Annotated in this window: 17 protein-coding genes and 1 pseudogene; 9 read left to right on the forward strand and 9 right to left on the reverse strand. The window is 60.2% G+C overall.

Annotated features, from left to right (window positions below; all coding sequences use genetic code 11):
• The first annotated feature begins 180 nt into the window (after nucleotides 1–180).
• On the forward strand, nucleotides 181–1,275 hold the full coding sequence (locus AC1DM5_RS21500; RefSeq protein ID WP_477820292.1) for a questin oxidase family protein: 1,095 nt from the start codon (nucleotides 181–183) through the stop codon (nucleotides 1,273–1,275).
• 51 nt (nucleotides 1,276–1,326) lie between these two features.
• Here the strand turns inward: AC1DM5_RS21500 and AC1DM5_RS21505 are convergent, their stop codons facing one another.
• Nucleotides 1,327–2,805: an FAD-dependent oxidoreductase gene (locus AC1DM5_RS21505; RefSeq protein ID WP_477820293.1), complete on the reverse strand. Its 1,479-nt coding sequence runs from the start codon at nucleotides 2,803–2,805 to the stop codon at nucleotides 1,327–1,329.
• 375 nt (nucleotides 2,806–3,180) lie between these two features.
• Between AC1DM5_RS21505 and AC1DM5_RS21510 the strand changes: the two genes are divergently transcribed.
• The 7 genes from AC1DM5_RS21510 to atzF all read left to right on the forward strand — a co-directional run bounded on the left by AC1DM5_RS21510 (nucleotide 3,181) and on the right by atzF (nucleotide 10,647).
• Nucleotides 3,181–4,476, forward strand: a complete 1,296-nt coding sequence (locus tag AC1DM5_RS21510; RefSeq protein ID WP_477820294.1) for an ABC transporter substrate-binding protein — start codon at nucleotides 3,181–3,183, stop codon at nucleotides 4,474–4,476.
• 137 nt (nucleotides 4,477–4,613) lie between these two features.
• Nucleotides 4,614–5,513 carry a carbohydrate ABC transporter permease gene (locus AC1DM5_RS21515; protein WP_477820295.1) on the forward strand — a complete coding sequence of 300 codons (900 nt, stop codon included), beginning with the start codon at nucleotides 4,614–4,616 and terminating at the stop codon, nucleotides 5,511–5,513.
• Between the two features lie 4 nt (nucleotides 5,514–5,517).
• Nucleotides 5,518–6,339, forward strand: coding sequence for a carbohydrate ABC transporter permease (locus AC1DM5_RS21520; RefSeq protein ID WP_007814701.1), 822 nt, complete (start codon nucleotides 5,518–5,520; stop codon nucleotides 6,337–6,339).
• 11 nt (nucleotides 6,340–6,350) lie between these two features.
• Complete coding sequence (locus AC1DM5_RS21525; RefSeq protein WP_477820296.1) at nucleotides 6,351–7,499, forward strand: ABC transporter ATP-binding protein; 1,149 nt, start codon at nucleotides 6,351–6,353, stop codon at nucleotides 7,497–7,499.
• Nucleotides 7,496–8,182, forward strand: a complete 687-nt coding sequence (locus AC1DM5_RS21530; RefSeq protein ID WP_477820297.1) for a cysteine hydrolase family protein — start codon at nucleotides 7,496–7,498, stop codon at nucleotides 8,180–8,182. Before AC1DM5_RS21525 ends, AC1DM5_RS21530 begins: the two co-directional genes overlap by 4 nt.
• Nucleotides 8,175–8,816 (forward strand): cysteine hydrolase family protein, encoded by a 642-nt coding sequence (locus AC1DM5_RS21535; protein WP_477820298.1) that lies wholly within the window; start codon nucleotides 8,175–8,177, stop codon nucleotides 8,814–8,816. Before AC1DM5_RS21530 ends, AC1DM5_RS21535 begins: the two co-directional genes overlap by 8 nt.
• Nucleotides 8,817–8,820: 4 nt before the next feature.
• Complete coding sequence (atzF, locus tag AC1DM5_RS21540) at nucleotides 8,821–10,647, forward strand: allophanate hydrolase (RefSeq protein ID WP_477820299.1); 1,827 nt, start codon at nucleotides 8,821–8,823, stop codon at nucleotides 10,645–10,647.
• Nucleotides 10,648–10,919: 272 nt separating this feature from the next.
• On the opposite strand, the gene AC1DM5_RS21545 is transcribed toward atzF, so the two are convergent.
• Nucleotides 10,920–11,768 carry an N-acyl homoserine lactonase family protein gene (locus tag AC1DM5_RS21545; RefSeq protein ID WP_477820300.1) on the reverse strand — a complete coding sequence of 283 codons (849 nt, stop codon included), beginning with the start codon at nucleotides 11,766–11,768 and terminating at the stop codon, nucleotides 10,920–10,922.
• Nucleotides 11,769–11,969: 201 nt separating this feature from the next.
• Between AC1DM5_RS21545 and AC1DM5_RS21550 the strand changes: the two genes are divergently transcribed.
• Complete coding sequence (locus tag AC1DM5_RS21550; protein WP_477820301.1) at nucleotides 11,970–12,764, forward strand: helix-turn-helix domain-containing protein; 795 nt, start codon at nucleotides 11,970–11,972, stop codon at nucleotides 12,762–12,764.
• Between the two features lie 29 nt (nucleotides 12,765–12,793).
• On the opposite strand, the gene AC1DM5_RS21555 is transcribed toward AC1DM5_RS21550, so the two are convergent.
• From AC1DM5_RS21555 to AC1DM5_RS21585, 7 genes and pseudogenes are all read right to left on the reverse strand, one after another.
• Nucleotides 12,794–13,282, reverse strand: coding sequence for a DUF982 domain-containing protein (locus AC1DM5_RS21555; RefSeq protein WP_477820302.1), 489 nt, complete (start codon nucleotides 13,280–13,282; stop codon nucleotides 12,794–12,796).
• Nucleotides 13,283–13,608: 326 nt separating this feature from the next.
• Nucleotides 13,609–14,430 (reverse strand): annotated as a pseudogene (locus AC1DM5_RS21560) (ThiF family adenylyltransferase); the annotation flags it as partial.
• A complete protein-coding gene (locus tag AC1DM5_RS21565; protein WP_477820303.1) occupies nucleotides 14,430–15,875 on the reverse strand; it encodes an aKG-HExxH-type peptide beta-hydroxylase in 1,446 nt (481 codons plus the stop codon). The pseudogene AC1DM5_RS21560 and the gene AC1DM5_RS21565, both read right to left, overlap by 1 nt.
• Before the next feature lie 241 nt (nucleotides 15,876–16,116).
• Complete coding sequence (locus tag AC1DM5_RS21570; protein WP_477820304.1) at nucleotides 16,117–17,811, reverse strand: S8 family serine peptidase; 1,695 nt, start codon at nucleotides 17,809–17,811, stop codon at nucleotides 16,117–16,119.
• A gap of 33 nt (nucleotides 17,812–17,844) precedes the next feature.
• Nucleotides 17,845–18,873 carry a phosphatase PAP2 family protein gene (locus AC1DM5_RS21575; protein ID WP_477820305.1) on the reverse strand — a complete coding sequence of 343 codons (1,029 nt, stop codon included), beginning with the start codon at nucleotides 18,871–18,873 and terminating at the stop codon, nucleotides 17,845–17,847.
• 42 nt (nucleotides 18,874–18,915) lie between these two features.
• Nucleotides 18,916–20,871 (reverse strand): SARP family transcriptional regulator, encoded by a 1,956-nt coding sequence (locus tag AC1DM5_RS21580; protein WP_477820306.1) that lies wholly within the window; start codon nucleotides 20,869–20,871, stop codon nucleotides 18,916–18,918.
• Nucleotides 20,872–21,357: 486 nt separating this feature from the next.
• Complete coding sequence (locus tag AC1DM5_RS21585) at nucleotides 21,358–21,663, reverse strand: hypothetical protein (RefSeq protein ID WP_477820307.1); 306 nt, start codon at nucleotides 21,661–21,663, stop codon at nucleotides 21,358–21,360.
• Nucleotides 21,664–22,128: the final 465 nt, after the last annotated feature.

Consider the following 22,128-nt stretch of genomic DNA (forward strand, 5'->3'; position numbering starts at 1 on the left):
TGCGCGTTGCATGCATTGATCGTGCGAACGATAATCCGCTGGAAATTCCCCCGGAGTGAGGGGAGGGCAGGTTGCTATTTGTTGTTTTTTGTTAGAGATTGTTCTTTATTCGTGAATTGAGCCCTATGGCTCATTTCCAATGGGCAGAAGTCTCCGGACAGAAAAACGGTGCGCGCGATCATGTTCACTTCCTTGAAAGGCATTTATCCCGATCCGTCGGCCGGCGAGCGGCTGCCCTCGTTGATCGCCGATATCGGCCGTCACAGCGGCGAGTTTCCGGTCCTGCTTGCCAACCATCTTCCCATGGTGCTCGAAGCCATGGGGCGGCTCGGCGCTTCACCATCGCGGCTGGAGGAATATGCTGAGCACTACACTCGCATTCATGCCGTTCCCTTTCCTGCGGCGCCGGTCAGGCAGCTCGATGCCTCGAACTGGGAAACGGTGCTGGGGCAGCGCGAGCATGAGGGCGACCTGCGGCGCTTCTTCCAGGGGGTCGTTGGCGAGATAGGCGGGCACGCAGCCATCCGACGCTACCTGCCACGCCTCTTTCCCGGCGTTGCCGCTTCCGCCACCCATGGATTGATGAGGCTCGCCTATGCGGTGCTTCGCAGCGACGATACCGAGATTGCCGTCGCGCTCGGTTACTGGGCGGCCACCTACCTGTCTTACGACGCCATTCCGGCCGATCGCCGGCGCGACGTCATCGATCCGGTCGCTCTTTTGCTCGACATGCATGCCGATCCGCGGCTTCGCAATATCGACGCGCCGACCTATCTGCTTTGGAAATGGATCCAGGCCATGGGCAAGGTGCCGGCGTTTCAGGAGCGGCTCGGGCGTTTGGCGCCGTCGCCGGATCTGCTGGGCCGGATGCGTCCCGCATCCCTTGCGCTCTTTGCCGCGACAATGAGTTTCGAGGCGCTGCATGCCGTCACCGGCTGCCATTGGCTGCGGCTCGTCAGTCCCCATCTGGATGAGCCGCAACGCCTCGCCATGCATTTCTGGGAAGTCGTCATGGCGCTCTATACCAAGATTGACATGCCGGCACTGCCCTCGCCGGAGGTTCTCGACCAATGGCGGACTGTGCCGGTGCCGCCGGATGAGGTCATTGCCGCCGCTGCCGTCGCCTCAAATGACGAACACGACCATTCTCTGGTGTTTTCGGCATTCGAGGAGTTTCGCGATACCGGCGATCCGCTCTACAAGGTCGTCGCCGCGCGCCGCATGGGGCTGATCGATTTCGATGCGGACACCCTTCAGGGGCAAGTCACGGGCTGAACGCCGAACCCATTCTTCGCTCGCCCTGAAGACAGATGACGGGCCGGCGCCTCAGGCCGCGCCGCCGTCGAAGCAATATTCCGGCTGGAAATGGATCTTGTCGTAGCCGTCGAGCGATCGATAGAAATGCTCAATATCGGCCTTGAAGAGGCCGCGGCAAATGCCGGCAACGAGTTTCGGCACGCCAGATTTCAGTCCGGTGATGCCGTTGCACACAGGCCCAAGGCTCGGGATTGCCGCATTGTTGAAGACATGGATGTTGGCGAGCATCGGCAAAGAGCCCGGCGTCTTCTCCAGGAATTCGAAAGCCGGGCCCAGATAGGGATAGGCCAGGAGATCGCGGTCATCCTCCCCCTCGTTCGGGATGAAGCGGTTCGCCCATGTCGCAACCGAACCGATCAGGTTGGAAAGCTCCGGCCGGCATGAAAGATCAACGCGATAGCCCGTGCCGAGCAGGAGGTGATCGAACCGAAAATCGCCGGCCGCGGATTCTATGCAAATCTTCCCGCCCTCCATGGCGACCGACCGCATATAGGCGCCCGTCACCAGCCGGCACGCCTCATGTGCCATGGCGCGGTTGAACATCTCGTTGGTCGGCGGTGTCTTGAAGGCAAACATCCGCCGGGTAAATCTGTAGCGGCTGTGATCATCGAGATCGGCGAAATGGTTGAGAAAGCCGGGGAAATTTGACCAGTCAAGCAGTTCCGTGCGTGGCAGGACAGTCGAGCGCGCCAGAACCGTCACGGATTCAGCGCCAGCCTCGAGAGCCGCGACCGCCCAGTCGAAGCTGGATGCGGCCGCACCGAGCACGCCGATCTGTTTGCCGGCAAAGAAGCCGGTATCGATCTCGTCACCGCTATGGGTCCAGTGCTGACGTGGAAGGTTTTCACGGATTGCGTCCGGCACGTTCAGGCTGCCCGCCCCTTCGAGGCCGGTGGCCAGCACGACCTTGCGGCAGGAAAGCTCACCTAGCGCTCCTTCTCGTTCCACAAGGAGGCGCAGATGCCCTTCATCGGGCTCGATCCGGATCAGTTTTGTATCGTTGTAAACATTGAGTGCAAGGACCGATCTGAACCAGCCGAGATATGCCATCCAGTCGATCCGATCGATCTTGTCCAGCGTCTCCCAATGTCGCGACCCATATGTGGCCTCGTGCCAGGCCCGATAGGTCAATGACGGAATTCCGAGATCCGGCCCGGTGAGGGTCTTGGGCGAACGCAATGTGCGCATGCGCGCCGTTGTGATCCAGGGTCCTTCGCGGCCGTCCGGTGCAGCATCGATGAGGAGTACGCGCTGGACGCCCTGCCGCTTCAGCCCGAAGGCAACCGACAGGCCCGAGAGACCTGCTCCCACGATGACGACATCTGATATCGCCTCGCCGGATGTGCGGCGTCGTTCCGGCACCCACTCGCGCAGGCCGACTTCTATCGTTGCGAGGTCGCGCGCAACCTGCGCTTCAAGTGCGGCGACGGCCGCGGCACCATATGCGGGGCGGTGTGAGGCTGAAACATCCATTGGCGATGGCTGCATGGCGACATTTCTCCGGGAAACGACACCAAGGTATCGAGAGAGGGAAAGTTGTAAAGTGTTTGATTGTGTTGTTTTCACTTTTTTTCGCACACGCACTCTTCTTCGCAACACAAACGGCGGCTCCCTTCTGAGAACGAAACGGGGAAATATAGAATGGAAAAATATCCCTGCAAAAACAATAAGATGAAAAATTAGACGCTACTGCCTTAAAATAAATCAGATCGCGGCTACGCATTGATCATCCTGCAAAAGGATTAATCAGAGAGATAGACTTCGGTATGTTTTTTGTGATGGATGTGAATTTTTGTTTGACTTGAGTGCGGTCATAGCTAACCTGCCTTCATCCGGTTCAAAAACAGAAGGGGTTGGCGATCCATGATGAAACTATCCTCACCATGCATGACCATTAAAGCAGGCAGGCTGGCGGTATCGGTGCTCGCGCTCATGGCTTCTGCTGCCTATGCCGAGGCGAAGTCGCTCGATGGCGTAACGCTGACGATCGCCTCCATGAACGACGGCTTTGCGAACGTCCTTCAGGCGCTCGCCCCCGCCTTCAAGGAGGAGACGGGCGCCGACGTCAAGGTCGAGATCATGGACTATGGCACGCTGCTGACCAAGACGACCGCCGACTTCATCGGCGACACCAAGGGCTACGACCTCGTCACCATGGACATCGTTTGGGCCGGCGCCTATGCGGAGAACAAGTATACGGTTGACCTGACCGACAGGGTAAAGCGCGATGCGGCGGAACTCGATCTCGATGATATCTATCCGGTGATCCTTGAATCGCTCGGGCAATATGACGGCAAATATGTTGCCTATCCGCTTGCGGCCTATGCCAACGTCCTGGCCTATCGCAAGGACTTGTTGGAAGCGGCCGGCCTGAAGCCGCCGACGAACATGGAAGAGCTTGTCCAGGACGCCCTGAAACTTAACGACCCGTCCAAGAAGCAGTATGGCTTTGTCGCCAATGGCCAGAAGGGGCCCGCGGTCGCGCAGGACTGGATGCAGTATAACAATCAGCTTGGCGGCTCCATTCTCAACAAGGATGGCCAACCGGCGCTGAACTCCGAGGCCAACATCAAGAGCCTCGAGGTTTACAAGCAGCTCTTCACGGAGGCCGCACCTCCCGGCGCAATCGAATACGACTGGGGCGGTCGCGAAGAAAGTTTCCGTCAGGGGCTCGCAGCCTTCATGCAGACATGGTCCGTCGGTGCGACGTCCTATTCCGATCCGAAGGTCTCCAACGTGGTCGGCAAGGTTGGTATTTCGGTCGCTCCGGTCGCAACGGGCATGACGCCGCAATACGGCGTCGGCGGCTGGGGCCTGTCGATCAATGCCGACATCGACGCCTCCAAGCAGGACGCTGCCTGGACCTTTATCAAGTGGATCAGCAGCAAGAAGGTCCACAAGGAGTTCAACATGCTCGGGGCAGGTGGCTTCATCCGCAAGAGCGAGCTCGACGACCCCGATCTCAACGCGAAATTCGACTTCCTGCCGGTTCTCAAGGAAACCTATGAGCACGGCAATGGCGAATTCCGCCCGCGCATTCCCCAGTATCCGGAAATCCAGGATCTGCTTGGCACTGCCGTGAACTCGGCGCTCTCTGGCTCGGTTACGCCGAAGGATGCGCTGGACAAAGCCCAGGCGGCAGCCGAAAAACTGTTCTGACAGACTTTGACGCCCGCCATCCGAGGAATGGGTGGCGGGCCGATCTTCAATGCAACCTGAGTAAAGTTGCGACCTATATGACAGGCGCTGGCTGTTGCCGCGACAGCCTGCCGAATTTAGAGTGGAGCGTTGGACCTGTGCGTTACAGCTTCTCAGACCGTCGCAGGTTTTTCCTGTTCTTTCTGGCCGCGCCGGCCGTCATATATGTCGCAGCCGTAGGATTGTGGCCCCTTGGGAAGGGCATCTGGTACAGTTTCTATAGGTATCATCTTCTGCGCCCGGCCCGCACCCAGTTCGTTGGCCTCCAGAACTACTTCGACATCTTCTCGGATCCGTCGGCCCGCAAGGCCATTCTCAATACCTTTCAGTTCACGGTCTTCAGCGTCGGGCTGCAGCTGGTTTTCGGCTTCTGCCTTGCACTACTGCTGTGGCGCGACAGTCGCTTCAATCGCATTGTCCTTGCCTTCCTGCTCATTCCCGCCACGATCACCCCGCTTGTGGTCGGCCTGATCTTCAAGGCGCTGCTCGGTGCGGACTACGGTATGATCGGATACTTCCTGTCAGAGGCCGGGATCGGGCCGCGCAGCGGCCTGCTGACGGACGGCAGCACGGCGCTGTGGGTGCTGATCTTTATCGATTGCTGGGAATGGACGCCCCTGATGGCGCTGATCCTGCTCGCGGGGTTGAAAGCGCTGCCGGCAGACGTGCTGGAGGCGGGGCTGGTCGATGGCGCAACGGCCTGGCAGCGTTTTCGGATGCTTATCCTGCCGCTGATGCTGCCATCGGTCTTCCTGGCGCTCACGCTGAGAAGCATGGACGCCTTCCGCGTGTTCGATTCCGTCTTCGTCACGACCGGAGGTGGACCCGACGACGCCACGAACACGTTGATGATGCTCGGCGTCAAGGAAGGGCTGCAATTCTTCAATGTCGGCTATGCGTCGGCGGTCGGCAACGTCACACTGCTGTTTATAGCGCTGATGGCGACCGCGCTGATGCTTGTGGTGCGCCGCGCCGATGTACGGATCAATGGGAAGTAATGCGATGGCCATGGTTTCCAAACGACGCGTCTTTCTCGAGCGGACTACCATTCTCACCATTACCGTGCTCTTCCTGCTGCCGGTATGCTGGCTGATTTCCACGGCCTATAAGCCCTCGAACCAGATCTTCTCCGTGCCGCCGCGGTTGTTCTTCGAGCCAACGCTCGACCAGTTCCGCAAGGCCTTTGCGGCTTTCGACGTGTTCTCGCTGGTGCGCTCGTCGCTGGTCATCAGCGTCGGTACGACGCTTCTGTCGCTGCTGCTCGGCACTCCCGCGGGCTATGCTCTGGCAAGGTCGAAATCCAGATATGCCGCGGGCTTTGCCTATTTCTTCCTGGCGATCCGCATGATCCCGGCAATCGCCGCCCTGATCCCCTTCTATCTGCTCATGCGGGACATCGGCCTGCTCGGAAGCTGGTGGGCGGTCATCGTTTTCAACACCATGCTCAACTGCGCCTTCGTGACCTGGATGATGTTCTCCTATTTCAAGTCGCTGCCTCCAGATATGGAAGAGGCGGCACTGACCGATGGCTGCACGCAGATGGGTGCCTTCCTCAAGGTCGCTGTGCCGACCACCCGTTCAGGCATGATCGCCTGCGCCCTGTTCTGCATGATGTTTTCCTGGAACGACTTCCTTCATCCGATGTTCCTCACGACACTCGATTCCAAGCCGATATCGGTCGCGTTGCTGACTGCCTACGGTACCAAGGACATCACCTGGGGCACGCTCGGCGCGCTTGCCCACTTCTCAACAATTCCGATTGTCCTGATGGCGCTGTTCATGAATCGCTACTTCGTTCAGGGCGCAACGAACGGCGTACAGTAGGACCCAGATCCATGGCCCAGATTTCGTTTCAGAACGTGTCCAAGACCTACGCGGGCGGCAAGTCCGCAGCACTGACGGACTTTAACCTCTCGATCAACGACGGCGAATTCATGGTGCTTGTCGGTCCGTCGGGCTGTGGCAAGACCACGGCGCTGCGCATGATCGCGGGCCTCGAGGAGATCACCGGCGGCACGCTCCGGATCAACGATAACGTCGCCAACGATCTTGCCCCGCGCGAGCGCAATATCGCCATGGTGTTCCAGTCCTACGCGCTCTATCCGCATCTGACCGTAGGCGAAAACATCGCATTCGGACTGAAGGTTCGCGGCGCCAAGCCCGAGGAGGTGGCGGCGAAGGTTCGCGAAACGGCTGCTCTGCTCGAACTGACGGAATTCCTCGACCGGAAGCCGGCGCGCCTTTCTGGTGGCCAGCGCCAGCGCGTCGCCATGGGGCGGGCGCTGGTTCGCTCGCCCAACGCCTTTCTTATGGACGAACCGCTTTCGAACCTCGACGCTCGACTGCGGGGTCAGATGCGGACAGAGATTTCGAGGCTGCAGCGCATGCGGGCGGTCACCACGGTCTACGTGACGCACGACCAGGTGGAGGCGATGACGATGGGTCATCGCGTCGCCGTGATGAACAAGGGAACGCTGCAGCAGCTCGATGCCCCTCGCAAGCTCTACGACAATCCGGTGAACATGTTCGTTGCGAGCTTCATCGGCTCGCCGCCGATCAATTTCATGGAGGCGACCCTCGTCGGTCGCGATGGCGCACCGGCCTTGCAGATCGGTCCCTTCCTGCTCCCGCTTCCGGCCTCGGCGGACCGGTTGGCCCAGCGTATTGGCGGCAAGGTTGTCGCCGGCATCCGCCCAGAAGCCTTCAAAGTGACCACGGGCTCGACGGGACCCGGAACCCTCTCCGCCAGGGTCCTGTTCGTCGAGGATCTGGGAGCCGACCTGCTACTGCATCTGGATTCTGGCGAGATCGCCATGGGCCATGCCGACATGATCGAGGACGAACGCGATGTGATGAAGTCGTCGCCGAAGCTGAAGGCCATGATCGACGGCAGCCATCGCATCAGCCGCGACGAGAGCGTGTCCTTCGCCATCGATCCGGGGTCCATCCTCGTTTTTGATGCGCAAACGGGAGTAACCTTGTGACGAGTCCGGCAACCGGCGGCTTCTGGCCGCTCGGCGGTCCCGTCTCAAGGGCGGAGATCGCGCTCATCATCATCGACATGCAGGTGGATTTCTGCGCCCCCGGCGGCTGGGTCGACCAACTCGGCGAGGATGTCTCCAACACCCGCTCCGTTATCGCGCCGATCCGCGATGTCCTTAAGGCTGCCCGGGCGGCGGAGATCACCGTTATTCACACCCGAGAGGGACACCGACCCGATCTTTCGGACCTGCATGCCAACAAGCAATGGCGTACCCGCGTCCACGGGCTCGGTATCGGCGACCAGGGCAAGACCGGCCGTATCCTGGTGCATGGCGAGCCGGGCTGGCAGATCATTCCCGAACTAAGTCCCGTCGAGGGGGAACTGGTGATCGACAAGCCGGGCAAGTCGTCATTCCACCGCACGGAACTGGCGGGCGAACTGAAAAAGCGCGGCATCTCTCGCCTTGTCGTCACCGGTGTCACCTCGGATTGTTGCGTGCAATCCACCCTGCGCGACGGTTTCGAATACGGCATCGAGTGCGTGCTTCTCGAAGACTGCACGGCGGCGGTCGAATCACCCAATCACGAGGCGACCCTCGAAATCCTTGGGGCATTCGGCGGGCGCTGGGGCGGCGTCTCCGACCGGGCTGCGTTCAAGGCCATGCTGGAGATGCTCGATGGCTGAGCGCGACATGAAAAACTTCGCCGCCATCGCCGCCAATCCCTATTCCTGGCCCTTTGACGGGATCTGGTCGGCGAGAGACACCGCGCTTCTGCTCCTCGGCTTCCAGAACGGCAACATCGCCGCGCTGTCGGCCGGGCCGGAGCTCGAAGCCGCCATGGAACTGCTCGAAGGGGCCAAGAAAGCCGGCCTTACCGTCGTTGCCGCCCGCCGTGGCGCAGACCCGTCCGAAAGCGCGATGGCGGCTCGCCGTCGTCTCCTCGGCGACCATGTTCCCGCTAGACATTCTGCCGAATGGGCGCTGAGCGAAAGGCTGGAGCTGCCCGGTGACGCAATCCTCGTCGATCATGGTGGCGACAACGCATTCTTCCGCACGGGGCTCGAGGATGAACTGCGCCAGCGCGGCGCGCGTAACCTGCTCGTGACCGGCCTTCCGACCGAAGGCATCGTTCACGCCACCCAGCGCGCGGCCAACGACATGGGTTTCGAGTGCCTGGCGGTGGCGGATGCCTGCAAGGGCACTTCGCCCCTGCGCCACAGCGCGCAATTGCGCATCACAACTTTCGGCAACGGCCTTTTCGGCACGGTTGCCGCCACCGCCGACGTCCTGGCGGCACTAACGACACTTCAGGAGTAGCATCATGTCAGAATTCAACTGGTCCGACGCCACAGGCAGCCTCGATCTCACCACGCTCGGCAAGGCTTATGCTGGCGGTGAACTGACGCCGACCCGCATCGTCAACGCCATCTACGACCGCATCGAAGCGCGCGGCGACGACCACGTCTGGACCTATCTCGTGCCGCGCGCGACCGCGCTCAAGGCCGCAGCCGCGCTGGAGGCCGCCGGCCATGACGGACGACCGCTCTGGGGAATCCCCTTCTCGGTGAAGGACTGCAACGATATCGTCGGCGTGCCGACGACGAACGCGCTCAAGGAAGCCGCCTATGTCGCCCACTCCTCCGGCCAGGCGCTCGACCGCCTTTTCGAGGCCGGCGCGCTTCTCATCGGCAAGACCAATATGGACCAGTTCGGTATCGGTCTGGTGGGCATGCGCACACCCTATGGCGCCTGTTCCTCTGTCTTCGACGAGCGTTATATTTCCGGGGGGTCGAGCTCGGGCTCGGGCGTTTCCGTGGCCGCCGGACTTTCGAGCTTTTCCATCGCCAACGATGCCGCCGGCTCGGGGCGCGTACCCGCAGGCTTCAACAACATCGTGGGCATCAAGCCGACGCCCGGTCTGGTCAGCAATGCCTGTGTTTCCGGCGGCGGCTGCGTAAAGACCATCGAAACGCTTTCCGTATTCTCGCTGACGGTCGAGGACGGCATGAGCGTGCTGAAGCTGATGGCGGGCTATGACCCGTCCTATCCCTTCTCGAAGCCGGAAGCCGACGACGTGCAGCTCACTCCCGTCGCGCCGCCGCCGCGCTTCCGTTTCGGCGTGCCGGCCGGCGATGCGCTTCGTTTCTTCGGTGACGCCGAAGCCGAGCGCCTGTTCGGCGAAGCTGTCGAACGGCTGATCGCCATGGGCGGCGAGAAGGTCGAGGTGGATTTCACGCCCTTCGAGGAAACGCAACGCATTCTCTATGACGGCCCCTGGATTTCCGAACGCGCGCTCAGCCTCGACAGCGTGCTGGAAAAGTATCGGGATGCGATCCATCCGGTAACGCGGCAGATCCTCTCGAAATCCGGCAGCTTCAACGCCATCGACACCTTCGCGGCAATCCATCGCATTGCCGAACTCAAGCGCGACACGCGCGCCGTATGGACGGACATCGCCGTTCTGATGGTGCCCACGACGCCGACGATCTACACAAAGGAGGAGATCGCCGCGAACCCGATCGAACTGAACAGCAAGCTTGGCATCTATACGAACTTCGTCAACCTGATGGGGCTTTGCGGCATTGCCGTTCCCAACGGCTTCCGCAAGGACGGCCTGCCGCTCGGCGTGACGTTCCTGGCGCCGGGTTTTGAGGAGGCGCGCGCAGCCGGCATAGCTGCCGCCTTCCACAAGGCAACGGGCCTCAAGCTGGCCAAGTTCGACAACCCTTATCCGGAAGTTACCGAACAGCCGCTGCCGGAAGGCTATTGGGAGATCGCCGTGGTTGGCGCCCATCTTTCCGGCATGCCGCTCAACCACGAACTTGTCGAACGCGGCGGCTTTTTCCGCCGGTCCACCGCCACCAGCAGCGACTACAGGCTCTACGCGCTGACCAGAACTGTTCCGGCCAAACCGGGCCTGATCCGCGCCGAAGGCGGTGCGCCGATCGCCGTCGAAATTTGGGCCCTGCCGGTTGCCGGTTTCGGCGATTTCATCGGTCGCATTCCCGCGCCGCTCGGGGTCGGCAAGCTGACGCTCGACGACGGTTCGCAGGTGACAGGCTTTCTCTGTGAAAGTGCGGCCATCGCCGGCCAGCCGGATATCACTGGTTATGGCGGCTGGCGTGGCTATTGCGCGCAAAGCGCCTGAAAACGATCCAGTGACCTGTTCGTCGGGTCCATGATGATGGGAACGTCGGATCCATCGCACATCGCGCTTCGATGAAGCCTATGAAAAAGGGCGAAAGGCGCGTTAGCGCCGAGCACGGCATCGAGCCCGAGAGGACCGCCGGGCAGGTGAAGGAGGGATGGCCGGCCTCCGGTTGCTAAGGGAAAGATGTTGGCGAGCCCGACCGTGCTGCTGCCACCGGCATGTCAACGCCGGTGGCATTTGCAACTATATGCCGATGGCGATCGCGTCGCCTATCTTGCGCTTTCGGGGAAGGCCGGCAGGCGCGAAATATGGGTGGGATCGTGTTGGATGACGAGCGTTGCGTTCATCCCGGCTGCAACCGCTTCGAGGCGTTCCATCGATGCGAGCGTGTCGGCACGGTTTTCATTGAAACCCGGCACGCCGTGGGTGGCCAGATTATCCTCGAAATGCACGACATCGCCGGAAAGCAGAACCGGCCCCATCTTTGCAAGCTTTACCAGGAGGGCGGCTTCCCCTTTCGTATGGCCGGGCATCGACAGCATCATCACGGAACCATCGCCGAAGACGTCACGGTCACCCGTCACGAGGTCGAGTTTCGCCTTGCCATCGAGCCAGGGTTTGACGAGATCCGGTACGACCGCGAAGGGCGGAGGATTGTCGTGAAAAGTCTGCCAATCGGCAGCGCCGATCATAAGCGTGGCTTTCGAAAAGGTCGCAGCCTGCCCGAGATGGTCGAAATGGTTGTGGCTGATGCCGACGGTTGCGATTTGCTCCGGTTTGATGCCGATCCGTTTCAACTGGGTCGGGATGTCGGTTTTGAGCGAGACGCCGATCGGCGCATCCTGATCGGGTGCCTTGCCGATGATGCCGGCAGGAAGCCCGGTGTCCCAAAGAAGGTAGTCGCCGCCGTGGCGGATAACGTAGCAGCTGTCCGTCAGCACACCTTTCTTGCCGGCAAAAGCGAAGGTGTCGGAAAACATCGATAAATCCTTGACGATGACGTCGCCGCAGTCGAGACGCCAGAGTTCAAGGTCTGGAGCAGCGCGTGTCGGCGTGGAAGCGAAGGACAGCGATGCGACCGTTGCCCCGATGGCAAGCGCAAATTTGAAGGTCTTCATGAAGGTCTCCTTGTCTTGAAGATCCTTCTTGTGCCGCCCTTGGCCACTCGGCATGCGCCAGATTTGTGATCACTTGGGCCCGAAACGCTCACCGGCGGTATTTTTTCTTGCCGCGCCTTCTCATACATTGTGCCTATGAAAATGATGATCCGCGACCGACGTTCCGAGCTTTCCCAACGCCTGCTCAATCGACTCCGCCCCATGGTGGCGGGAAAGCTCGATGTTGGGATGCATCCTTATGGCGGGCAGCTTTTCGCCTATTGCTGCTTCGACCGCGAACGGGTGGCAGCTCTTCGGCTTGATTGTCCCATGATCTGCGTCGTGCTCTACGGCCAAAAGGACGTGTGGCTTGGCGATCGCACCCGGTCCTTTACGGCCGGCTCGCTCTTCGTCTTGCCCGGTGGTGTGCCGATGGACGTAGTCAACATTCCAAACGACAAAACGGGCGTCTACGCAGCGTTGCGGCTCGATGTGCCGTTCCTGCCGGAGGGCATTCCACCGCTGTCCGTTGCGGAGCACGCCCACAATGCAGTCGATCTCGACGCCGTGCCGCTGAGCATCGATCTCGTCGAGACGATTTGCCACGCAGCATCCACGATCGCCGATGTCAGCGTCGGCGAAACGATCAAACGGCTGAGGCTGACAGAGGTCCTGGCACTATTGCGGCCACTTGCCGAGGCGCGACCGCTCTTCAGACAGAGCCTGTCGGACGACATCGCCTGGCTGATCGCAACGGCCCCTTCCGAGGCTTGGAACGTTTCTGATGTCGCAGGAAAACTCGGAATTGGAGCATCCACGCTGCGACGTCGATTGGCCGCGGACGGCACGTCCTTCCGTGCAATCTTGCGGCGCGAGCGTCTAAAGGCCGCGCAGCATGCAATCACATCCGGCGCTACGGCAATCGCCGCCGCCGAGGCTGCGGGCTACGTGTCGCGCTCGCATTTCTCCCGCCGGTTTCGCGAGAGTTTTGGGACGAGCCCAACAGGACGGGCATAGCTTCGCGCAGGTCGATGAGCTTCGGCAAATCACAATATCTTGGTCTTCTCATTCCGGTTGTCGCGAAGAGATACGTGGGCAGTTTCGCCTTCATTCGAAACATCCCGATGCATTTCCGATCGATGCCTTTTGGATCGCCCCAACCATTTTCGCTGCCGCGGTCGGCGCCCTGATGGCAATAGCGGAAGCGGTTCGACGGGAGCGGGATCGCGAGGAGCGCATGCGCGGCAGACCTCCGTAACTGGATAGATCCTGAGGATACCCAGGCGGTGATCAGTCGTGATCGCAGCAATACCCGCTTCATATGCGGCGCGGACGATTGCCTCGTGCAAGTTCTCGGGTTCGGTATTTCCGGTAAGGACCTCCAAACAGATTCTCACCGCCGTGAAGAATTCCTCACCATCGTCGGTGGGCCATTCATTCAGCAGCAGTCGCGCAGCCTCGCGAGCGGTACGGATCACCTTGCGATCTTTACCTCCCGCAAAAGCAAGAATTATCGTTGGGAAATTTGTCATCATATCGAATCTCATTGTTCCTGAACTTCGTCAGACAGATTCGTTTCGACCTTGCGGGCTGCTGTCTCCAGGAGTTGCTTCAATTCTTCGCTGGTTACGCCGTCGGCTCGCATCACCATGGCGATCAGCGGATCGCGAAGAGCTTCTGATATCGTCAGCTCACCATTCATTCCGCCAGTTTCGCCAGCATCGTAGATGAGCGAACATGGCGCGAGCGACCACATCTGTGAATGCGGCGCCGGATTGATGGCATCAGCGATTTCGGCAGGTTCCTTCTGGGCGCCTCTCGGAGCGACGAACGGGCCTCCACTTGCGAGGTTCTTGGAAGGAGAACGGAGCTCGCCCTGATCGGTTCTGAGGTCGGCTATCCATCGGCGTCCTGGCGATGCAGAGTGTTTCGAAAGGCATTGTTGAGCGATCTGCGAGACGGCATGCACCACGACAGCGGAACTGGGGGTGCGATAGCCTCCGTAGCTGCTCACTTGCAAATAGGGCGGCATACCGGCTGTCGATGCGCGACCGGCTGCCACGAACTTCCCTTCCAAAGGGGAATCCTCGCCGGCGAGAACGACGAACGGATTATGGGCGTAGTCTGCGATCAACCGACGCGCAGCAGCCCCTTCCGCAGTTTCCGGCAGTGCGAAGACGTTGGCAGAAAAACGTGCGGCCAGATAAGTCGCCAGCTTGTCTGTCTTCAGACAGCCGAGGTCAGCTTTTCCCACCCAGGGGAGGTCGCTTAAGTTATTCTCGCCGATACGATCCGCATCCGCGAGAAGGAAATGGCGCGCGCCGAGGGTTGCAAGCTGGATGGCAATCTGCGAGCCGACGCCGCCGCATCCGATGATGACGAAGTCGATTTCTCGAAACCGTGCGAAGTCGTGTTGCCGATGGCAAAGCGGTGTCGGAAAGGCGTCGTGGTGATCGATTGCGGCGGCGACATATTCGTTCTTCGCCGGCATATCGGGCGCCTTCAACGAGACGCCAAATGCAGCCCTGGTAACATTGGGGCTCTGTTCCTCGACAGCATCAGCACTATTGCCGGTGAACAGAGCCCCTCTGCCGCCCCGCCCAAGGCTGTGGGCGAAGGGGTTCGGGAAATCGACGGGCGCGCTGGCAGCCGCTGACAATCGTTTAGACCGAGAATTGACCATCACATTGCCTCCATCTCGCTGGGCGCAGTTACACGGGTCGTCTCGGCGCAGCGACCGTAATCCTTGCTCATTGCATGGTCGGCAGCCTTCGTGATCACGTGAAATCTGCCGTCGTACCAGAGGCAGACATTGTCGCCGCTGTCATCGATCTCTCGCTGGCCCATCCGAGGATCGATCGGCTCCTTGCCGCGCAGGAGCACCTGTCCGATGTTCCAGGCTTGGCGATCGAGAACTCGTTGGCGCTCGGCAAGGTGAGCCTGGCGGTGTGCGATGGGCTCTTCGGCAAGCAACTGGCTCACGAGGAACAGGATCCGGCCACTCCAGGAAGGAATGGCGGCGATGTCTGGGAGGTCGAGGAGGACATCGCCGCCGAGACGTTCGATTCCTTTCCGAGCGATATCGATGAGCGGGATTTGCCGCGCAGCATAGGCGATTATAAATGCCGTCTTCCGGGCGCGGTGCTCAGGATCCACCTCGGCGGATAGGCATGCCATGCGGAAGGCGCACTCCCAGGGAATGGCGTAGGCCGTATGCAGGATGCTCTCGAGCGTCTGTAGGTTCTTCTCGTATGGGGAAACATACCGGAATTCTCCAGGCAGGGATGCCGCCGCCGAGGTTGTATAAAATCCCAGCAGGATATGCCCCACCTCGTGAAGCAGTTGGGCCGCGGTCGCGGCATGATCGCCGCCGCGCAATCTTTCACTTGAAAGGGCGATGATCGCGCCGCCCGGCAATTCGTTCGAACTCGAGAAGGAAGACGGCCGATCGAGCCGCACGCCGACGTGAAGCGTGTGCAGGCCGGCGATCAGACGCTGATAGCTGGATACGTCCAGTTCAGCGATTAAGGCGAAGGCCTTCTCCAGATGTTCGGCGATGCGATCCAATTCGGCCTCGCCCGTGATGGGGTCGTCGGAACCGGGATAGTCAGGCATGCATTGGCGGAGGAGGGCTTGCATGACATGGCTCCACGCCGGGCTCTCGATGCGGACGAGGCCAATGCCGCAGGAGAGCCGGCGCGCTGGCTGACGTTCGAGTTCAAGATCGGCTGCGATCAGATCCGTCCGCAGATAGCGGCGGACGATCTGCGCATCGGGGCCGCCCGCCTGCCATTCCAGATTGCGCGCGAGCCCACCCATCCAGGCCGCAAGCACGGATGAACGGTAAGGGTCGGTGCTGACCGGTCCGGCAATCGCTGGCGAAAGCTCGAGCAGGCGAGCGTATCCACCATCTGCAAGGTCGGGAAAATGGCCCGCCAGCGCCTCTACCCCGGCCGAACAATCGGCGAGCTTCGAAGCCGTCGCGAGCGTACGGCCATATTGGAAGCGTCGCTTCAAAAGGTTGCGAGTTGCGACGCGCTGCAGGGAGACGGTACTTGCCATCAAGGGATTGCCCTTGAGCAGGTGGCGCGCCTCATCTGCCAATTGTTGAATGCGGGTCGCGGACATCAACAGCCTCCGTGAGTTTGTCTTCGGGCGGATCAAGATTGCATCTCGGGTGAAGATGCCCCGGTTGGGACCGCTTCGTCCGGCATCGGAACGGTGTGCGTCGTCTGTTGAGAGGCACTATTGCCCAAGGGCGTCATTCGCTCGCCAGTACCGCGTTAAAAATCCGTAAAAAGGGCGTAAACAAAGAAAAAGCCCCCTCGACAGAGGAGGCTTCGAATTATGGAAAACGCGCCGCCGAGGTTCAGATGGCCAGAGCTGCCTGCACCGCCGCCCGCGCGTTCGGCAGGCCTGACCCAAAGAAATAGGCCATATCGAGCGCGTCCTCGCTTTCGGCATTCATGCAATCCGCCGTCAGTTTCCTCGTTCCGGGCGCGACAATGGCGTCCAGGCGGGATGCGGCCTTCAGAATTGACTTCACGTGAGGCCCCGAGAGGCGGTCACCGGGATTGTGGCGGCTCTTGTAGGCCCGCTGTATCAGGGCGCATAGCCCCCCCACCTGCGCCGACGCGCCGGAGGTGCCCCCGAAAGTGGTGTAGTATCCGCCCCCGATGCCCGGATTGATTCCGAACGGCACGATGGCAGACCACGGATCGGAGCCATGATTATAGCCGAAAATCCCTGACAGGTCCGTCGTCAGCAGCGAGAAGTGCGAATAGTAGTATTCCCGCGTTCGAAAAGCGCCGTAGTCGTGCTGCGCCGCAAATGGAGAAAGCCGGTCGAGGCGCAACTGATGCCTATTGAAGACCTCACCGTCGTCAGAGGGGGAGACAACCGTCAATCCTTCGCCGTAATTGCTGTAACCCGAACGGAAACCTTCGACGGTAACGGCCCCAACAGCAATGATGCCGTTGTTATCGGCGGCAAGACTTGCCGGATAGATCAACTGGCTCTCGCCACTGTTTCCTGCGGCGCAGACGATCGGGATGTGCCGGCTGATGGCGAGGATGAGTTGTTTGAGAATATGCCACGGGCGATCCGGATTGGATCCTTTCTGCGCGGCTTTCGGCTCCAGTTCAGGCCCACCCTGATCAGCAACGGCAATGCGCGTGAACAGATTGGCGGCATCCTGGTTTTTCCATAGCTCCAGGTCCGCCTTCAGCTCGTTCTTCGGATCAACGATGCTGCGTTTGGGGTCGGGCAGACCGCGCGGCAGGACGATCACGTCAGCTTTCTGATGATAGGCATAAAGAAAGGCCGCAATGAACTGCCTGACATCGTCTTCGAAGGACGTTCTGATCGAGATGAGCCTCGAGAAAGGATCAACGCCGAAATAGGGGATGACATTGCGATTGCCGCTCGTACGCAGCTCGTCACCATTCCCGTAGAAGGCTCCTTCCGGCGGGAGGCTTGGTGTGCCTTCTTCGGCAACAACGGCGGGTTCGCCGACAATCAGCCCTGCGCAGCAGGTACCATGCGATGCGAACAGCGATTCCGGATTGTAGAGCCGCCGGAGAACCCCCTCCGACGCGGCGTATTCGGCAACCAGGTCACTGAGATAGTCCCGGTCGTCGTTCGAAAGGCCGATATTGCCGAGCGGAGCGATGTTGAGCCCGGCGAAGAAGGCATGTCTTTCCTCACGGTCAAAGGACGTGGTCGTCTCGAGAATTTCGAGCACGCGCGCGCCGTAACGATGGGTCGTCAAATCGATTGACGCTTCCCGGTCAAGCCGGGTTGCCAGATTGGGATGGTCAGGAGATACGCCGACATCGATCAGCGCGACCCGTGCGGGTCGCAACGGGCCGGCGGAAGCGATGGCATCCCAGACCGTGCCGGTGATGAGGGGATCGGGGAGCGCGCGTGCGGCGCTCGCATCGAGCGCGGGTGGAGCAGGCGGAGCCGATCCATATTCCGCGTCGACGACGCCAAGGGCAGTCAGGTGCCAGAGATAATAGTAGTCGATCGGCGCGGGCTCAGGCATTTGTGTTTGATCCGTCATGGTTATCATCCTGTTGAGCAGCAGCTGGCGAATTCAGACCCATTCGTCGTGTACGGCCTGGAACAGAGGACCGAACGCGTCGTGGAGGTAGGGAGCGAAGCGTCGGGCGAGATCTCGCCCCGCCTGCGTGTCGCTCGGATAGTGCAGGCCGGCCCATTCGCGGTTTTCGGCGACGTTCTGAGCGATGCGGGCAAGCTCGTCGGTGGCCGGATGTTCCGGCAGGATCGTCGAGAACGCGAAGGCGATCGAAAAGCACTGGAACGAGTGGTTGCTGGGATAGGACTCGTGGGCAGGCACGGCCAGTAGCGGCCGCAGCATGGGCTCGAACTGGTTTGGCCGCAGCCGGTTAAACTGGCTTTTGTAGATCAGCCCGACATATTCGCAGGCCGTCAGGATCGCCTGGAAAAGGCCTTCCGTCTGCTCGAAGCCGCCGAGATCCTCGATATGCAGTGCGCGGGTGAATTCCGCCACGGAGATCGTCGCTTCGATCTCGATGTCGGGCAGGCGCCGCGCACGTTCGCGGTCGCGGCGTTGCATGGAAAGCAGCACCGTCGTCTCGAGGCGGGTATAATCCGGGCCGGGCGGCGGAAGTATATCCAGCATTTCCCAGGTGAAGCGTCGCGCCGCGGTATAGGCGTTGCGTGAGGGCTGCTGGTGCAGCCTGCGCAGTTCGAAGGAGGGGATAAGTTGCGACACGCCGAGACTGGCGCCGTCCATCGTCGACTTGTTCTTGTTTTTGTTCTTATTTTTATTCTTGTTTTTGTTCAGCGACGCCTTGTTGAGCACCGACTTGTTCGCGACGCTCTTGTTGAGGACCGAGGCTACGGCCATCGTCGCCATCATGGGCCCGGCCATGGGCGACGCATCTTCATCCGTGCCGAAGAAAAGCGCAGGTTCGGAGGCTGCATCAGGCGCAGCCGGCGATGCACTGGCGAGGGGATTAGCGCTCGCATCGCCCCTCGGTTCGCATGGAAGAACCGTATCCGGCTCAATCCTGAATTTATAACTGTCTAGAAATGAAACAATTTTTGATTGTAGTTCCGGGGTGGTGTCCGCTTCCATTGAAGCCTCCTTGCGCGAAGTTCTGAAGAATTTGTCCGGGGTTCAACGCAGCTTAGCGCCCGCCTTGAGCAGGCCGTCGATCAAGATCTGGCCGCCGCCTGTGTTGAGCAGCGGATAGCCGCTGCCGCGAAAGGCATTGATGGAGAAGCCGCCCTCGGCCGCCTCAAGACGCTGCAGGTAATGGCGCGCGCCGCCGAGATCGTCGGAATGGGCATGGCTGGAGGCAAGATAGCGCAGTAGGCTGTTGAAGTTCGGCCGTGCCCGCAGAGCCTCTTCGCCTGCAGCTATGGCTGTGGCATGATCGCTTGCAAGCGCGGCTGCAATGCACTTGGTCGTATCGAAGTAATATTTATGCGGGCTGTAGACGCCGAGCTCTTGCACCCAACGCGCCATGGCCACAGCCTTGTCGGGCTGGCCTGCATAGCAATGAAGCATGGCGTAGAGATCCCAACTGAGCGGCAGGGCCGGGTTCAGGCGGATCGATTTTTCGAACAGGTTGGCCGCATAGTCATATTCGCAGAACAGAAACGAATGGACGTGGCCGACGAGCGCGAGCGACACGGAATTCTGCGGATCGAGTTCCAGCGCCTTGCGCGCATAGGCCTGGGCTTCCTCGATCAGATGCGCGTCGAGCACGTTGAAACGTTGGCCGACCTGGAAAGTCCTGATGAATGACAGCCAGGCAAAAGCCGATGACCGCGGTTGATACTGGATCTGTTCTTCCAGCCGCCGCTCTGCGTTATCAAGATCGCTGCGCGACAGCCGAAAGATCGCATTGACGGCGTCGATCAGGAGACCGTCTTGCGACAATCGGCTGTCGGTTGCCTGGGTCTCCTGGAAATAGGCCAGCTGATCGATGGCCTGGCTGATCAGCGCAGCGGCGGTGCCGAACTCGCCTCGCTCGAACTGCATGCGGTTGATTGCCTGACTGCCCAGCCAATGAATACGGTTGTTGATCAGGTGCTTCATCACCAGTTCGATCAGCACCATGTCGCCGTCAAACGTCAGGCGAAGCTGTAGGCATATCGGAAGGCTGATTTGCTGTTCGTTCTCTTCAATATCCGGCAGGGTGAAGGAGAGGTCGGTGACACCAATGGCCAACCCGTCGATGACGGCTTTTGCAATGAGGTTCTGGAACCGTGTCGCAGCAATTTGTCCGCCCTCTGCTGCGCCCACCACAATGGGTGACTGAAGCGCCATCACCCATCGCCAGTCACCGGAAGCCCGCCGCGGATTGGGGTCGCTGCCGGTGGTTTCCGTGGGTTTGCCTGGCCTCGGCACATCCGGAGCGCCTGTCAGCGGCAGCAGGGCGGAATGTTTGGCGATATCGCGGCTTGGCTGCTGTCGCGGCTCGAATACATCATGGACTTGTCCTTCATCGAGCCGGCGATACCAGTTCTGCCGTTCCAGCGCTAACCAGTCCTCGAATTCCGGATCGCGGATGTCGATACCTTCGAGCAATTCATCGGTGATTTGATCCGCAGACCGCTCCGTCCGAACCACCAGGTCGGTATCGAGTACGAGTCGGTCCATATCCAGCCAAACGGTATTCTTATCCGTAATCAAGAGATTACGTGCTGGCCCCAGAGTCTTATGAATGTCGAAAAGAGCCTGGCGCAGACTGGCTGCCGCCTGGTCGTCGGAGCGATCACTCCACAATTTGTCCCTAAGCCAGATTCTCGAGCGAGAGCCACGGGCGGACAATGCAAGCATCGCCAGAAGAGCCTGGGCCTTTTTTGATTTTGGAGTAACCGACCGACCTCCAGCGTCCACAAGGGCGAAAGGCCCGAGCAGGAACATCCGAAACGGATTTTGCTCCTTGTCCATGCAATCCACCGGCCCCGCCCCCGTTGCCTCCGATGTGCTGGTTTGGCAGCTCGAAGACCTAGCATGCGGAGGGCAGTCTGCCACAACTGCGGCGTCTGGCAAGCAACCGATAAGGGAAACCGGAACTCCAAAAGGCAAATCGATACTTTGGCGATGGTTGAACTGAAGCATAACCGGCTGAAATCCCTCTGCATAACTTCGCAAACTGGCCGTAGCACCCCACCGTCAAAGCAGCGTCAAAGGAATGTTGTTTAGGCGACGTCACTTTGCAGGCACCGCGAAAGGCTGCCAACTATTCACAGAGAATAGTGGGATCGGTTTTAGGAAAAATACGGCTATGTTCAGCTCTGCCGGATTTGAGATGCGCAGGTGCAGGCAGCGGCCAAGAAGCTTTGTAAAGCGGTGCGCGACTTGAAAAGCGATTGCGCTCTACGATCATCTCAACATGGTCGAAACAAATGGTTGATCACCCGGGACGCCGTACACCGAAGCGGAGCGCATCAATCGTCGCGGGAGATGGTACGTGTTAACATCGGTTTGCCGTTGCGCCTTCGGAGGCTGGACCGATGCGAGCCGCGGGCGGAATCCCTGTTGCAGTCGACGGCAATCTGGACCTCTTCTGCGGAGGCAGAAACCATTGTCGTTCAGCGCGAGTTCTTAAATCCCCGACCCGTCGAGCTGCTCAGTGTCGTCGCCTTCCCAGGGCGAGGGCATCGAGCTGCGGCTGAGGTTTGCCGCGGGCATCGGCATCCAACACTTCAATTCCGGCTCAGCATATTCGATGATGTGTCCGGGGGAGGAATCAGAGGCGCGCCAGCCCTCTCCACCGAACTGATCGCCGTTCGACCAATAGGCGAGGTCAACTTCTGCCGGCCCCTGTTCGGACGGGCGGATCGTGACCAAGATCCGACTCCCGTCTTTCGGGGCGCTTTCCATGTGGCGCCACCGGTCTGGCTCGTCCATCGCATTTCCTCCTGGATTGCTGCAAGTTACAACTGTCGTCTAGCGATCGAGGTCGGTCAACTCAAACTGCATGCAAACCATCTTCTCTAGATTGACGACCGATCGCGATGGTTGACCCGTCGTCGGCATTGGCGTGACGGTCGTCAATTTCGGCTTCCATTGGACATTGACCGCCGCCCCTCGCCTCGGGCGGCTAGGACGTTTCCCATACCTGATCAGAATTCTGGCAGTAAGCGCGGCTCTACGACGGTGCCGCTGCGTGTGCTCGAGAGTCCTTATCCAAATTTCCAGCAGTGGCATCGCCAGCGCGTGGGCGAAAGCTGCGACTAAAACAGCACCGACGAAGGCTCGCTCGAGGGCGGCACCACTGCGCCCAGCCTTGCAAAAAATACGCGCTGGGCGCTTTTTATAGAGTGTTCTGTGGCAGACGAAAGCGCCTGCGACGGTCCCAAACGCCGATAAGGT

It is taken from the genome of Rhizobium sp. 01T437 (assembly GCF_056398505.1).